Origin of the sequence: Shewanella hafniensis (assembly GCF_019655335.1) — a bacterium.
GTDB lineage: Bacteria > Pseudomonadota > Gammaproteobacteria > Enterobacterales > Shewanellaceae > Shewanella > Shewanella hafniensis.
Genome location: NZ_BPFD01000158.1, coordinates 1 through 2,448 on the forward strand (window position 1 = coordinate 1; position 2,448 = coordinate 2,448).

The 2,448-nt window shown below is 48.1% G+C and carries 3 protein-coding genes; all 3 read right to left on the reverse strand.

Features of this window, described 5'->3' with window-relative positions; all coding sequences use genetic code 11:
- Positions 1-16 precede the first annotated feature (16 nt).
- A complete protein-coding gene (gene tnpC, locus K5Q99_RS21575; protein WP_220778093.1) occupies positions 17-1,612 on the reverse strand; it encodes an IS66 family transposase in 1,596 nt (531 codons plus the stop codon).
- A gap of 84 nt (positions 1,613-1,696) precedes the next feature.
- Positions 1,697-2,044, reverse strand: coding sequence for an IS66 family insertion sequence element accessory protein TnpB (gene tnpB, locus K5Q99_RS21580; RefSeq protein WP_220778094.1), 348 nt, complete (start codon positions 2,042-2,044; stop codon positions 1,697-1,699).
- On the reverse strand, positions 2,038-2,367 hold the full coding sequence (tnpA, locus tag K5Q99_RS21585) for an IS66 family insertion sequence element accessory protein TnpA (RefSeq protein ID WP_220778095.1): 330 nt from the start codon (positions 2,365-2,367) through the stop codon (positions 2,038-2,040). The genes tnpB and tnpA overlap by 7 nt, the downstream gene beginning before the upstream one ends.
- Positions 2,368-2,448 lie beyond the last annotated feature (81 nt).

A 2,448-nucleotide genomic window follows, 5' to 3' on the forward strand; every position in this document is an offset into this window, starting at 1 on the left:
GTAAGCGTCCGGTGATCTACGTCTTGCCTAGATTAACCTGCCAAGGTAATAGGCTGTGGAGATCGCAGTCAGGGTAAGATAACTGCGTTAGGCAGTGTTCGATGTAATCGAACGGTATTAGGCCGTTGGCTTTGGCGGTTTCTATCATGCTGTACAACATCGCACTCGCCTCTGCGCCACGATGGTTGTGGTTAAACAGCCAGTTCTTACGCCCTATCACAAACGGTTTTACTGCACGTTCGGCACGATTGTTGTCGATACTCAGTCGGCTGTCTTCGACATAACGACTGAGCTTTTCCCATTGATTGAGGCTGTAATCAATGGCTTCACCAAGGGCGCTTTGTTTTGACACTTGCTGCGCTGATTTATCCAGCCATTGTTTAAATTGCATCAACTGGACTACTGAGTGCGTGCGCCTAAAATACAGCCTTTCTTCAAGACTGAGTGAGTGTATTTGGGTTTCAATTCGGTACAGCTTGGCTATCATGCTCAGCGCCATATCGGCCTTGTTGATTTTGCCTGCCTTGGCTTTTCCCTGTGCCACTAACGCTTCTTTGAACTTACGCCGTGCATGGGCCCAACAGCCCACTAAGTGATGGCTGGCTTGAGCGTAAGCTGCGTAACCATCCACCTGTAAATACCCCCTAAACACCGTTTGCTCGGTGGCCAGAAAATGACTGACGCAGCTGCCCGCGCGGCTACCGTCTTGATAGTCGTACAGGACAATATTGCGCAAACCTTGATAGCGAGGCGCTGCATTGGGGCCATCGGCACCGGAGCAATACACCCACATGTAAGATTTTACGCGCTCGTCGTTAATCACTTTGAGCGTGGTTTCATCCGCATGGATAACTGCTTGGGTTAACAGGTGTTGGTGCAGTAAGTCATATAAGGGTTTAAACAGTGCCGCCGATTTCATCATCCAATCCGCCATGGTTTGCCGACTTAACTCAATGCCATGCTGCTTGAACAAGGCCTCTTGGCGATAGAGGGGCAATGCATATTGATATTTACTGGTGATAAGTTGGCTTAATAGGCTTGGAGTGGCAAAGCTTTTAGGAATAGGGCTGGCGGGCACAGGCGCTTGTTTAATATTGGCCTTAGTGCCTTGCGTTTCGCAATGCTTGCAGCTGTATTTTAATCTAACGTGTTCAATCACGGTGATTTGTGCAGGAATAAACTTAAGCTTCTCACTGCTATCTTGGCCCATTAACGCCAACTGATGACCGCAGCAATCGCACTGTTTATCGGCTTCGCTAATATCATGAACGATGACTTCACGTGGCAAGTCTTTCGGCAGCGGCTTACGTTTGGCGCGTCGCTTCAAGCCCTCGACCACATCATACTCGGTGGTGAGCACTACGGGGGCCTCAAGTGTGACCTCCGCTTCATTAAAGAGCTCCCCTTGATAATCATGGCGCTCACAGCTAACGCCAAAACGCTGTTGCTGCGCTTGGCGAAACTGCTCCAGCAAACGTTGCACCGATTGTTTGAGTGCCGCGATTTCGGCATTTTTTAACGCGATAGTGTTATCGTTAGCCGCAAGCGTCTCAAGCAATAATTGCTTAAGCAAATCAACATCGTTGGGTAGGCTATCGGGGATGATTTTCATCAGAACATGATATCAAATACCCTCCGAAAACCCGACGGCTACAATGAGCTGATTATCGAAAACAGCCTTCGCCATGGCGATCAATTAACTGTAACTCAAGCCTTTTACAGGTCGGTGGCCTAATACGTCAAATCCAGACAACAACCAATGAAACTGTTGCTCAGATAAGCGCATGCACTCATCTTCGCTTTGAGAGGGCCACTTGAATTTAGCTTGCTCTAGGCGCTTGTACCAAAGTGCAAAACCGGTGTTATCCCAATACAAAATCTTGAGTTTGTCACGGGCTTTATTACAAAACACAAACACGCTGCCATCGGTGGCTGATAGCGACAATTGTTGCTCAACGATAACGGCTAAGCCATTTATTGATTGACGAAAATCCACTGGTGCTCGGTGCAGGTACACACAGGGAAGCTTACGAAACATCAACATGCTTGTAGGCCTTTGATGATGTCAAGCAGATAAGTTGCGGGTAATGAACAGGGAAAAGTCCATAAACCTGTTTGATGCTGTAAGCAGATGCTTTGTTGAGGGGGGCAAGGTTGAGCTTGGGTAGTCATCGCTGTCGACGAGGTCACGGTGGCCTGAACAAACGGCGTAACCTTTGGACTGCTTGTTTTAGTCATATCGGCTTTACGGGCGTAAAATCCGCTAAGGCTAAGCTTATGCTGACGGCAAAAAGCGGTAATCGTTAAGCCGCTAGCGGGTTGCTGTTGTATCAAAGCTGCCCAGTCTTCATGGGAACGTTTAGCCATATTAACTCCTGATGAAATGGTCAGTCGTTAAGATAGAGGTTCAACGATATAAGCTGAAGATGTACTTGCCCGGACGCTTAC

Coding starts and splice junctions, on each gene's coding strand:
- tnpC (WP_220778093.1), bottom strand. CDS start 1,612: ATGAAAATCATCCCCGATAGCCTACCCAACGATGTTGATTTGCTTAAG.
- tnpB (WP_220778094.1), bottom strand. CDS start 2,044: ATGTTGATGTTTCGTAAGCTTCCCTGTGTGTACCTGCACCGAGCACCA.
- tnpA (WP_220778095.1), bottom strand. CDS start 2,367: ATGGCTAAACGTTCCCATGAAGACTGGGCAGCTTTGATACAACAGCAA.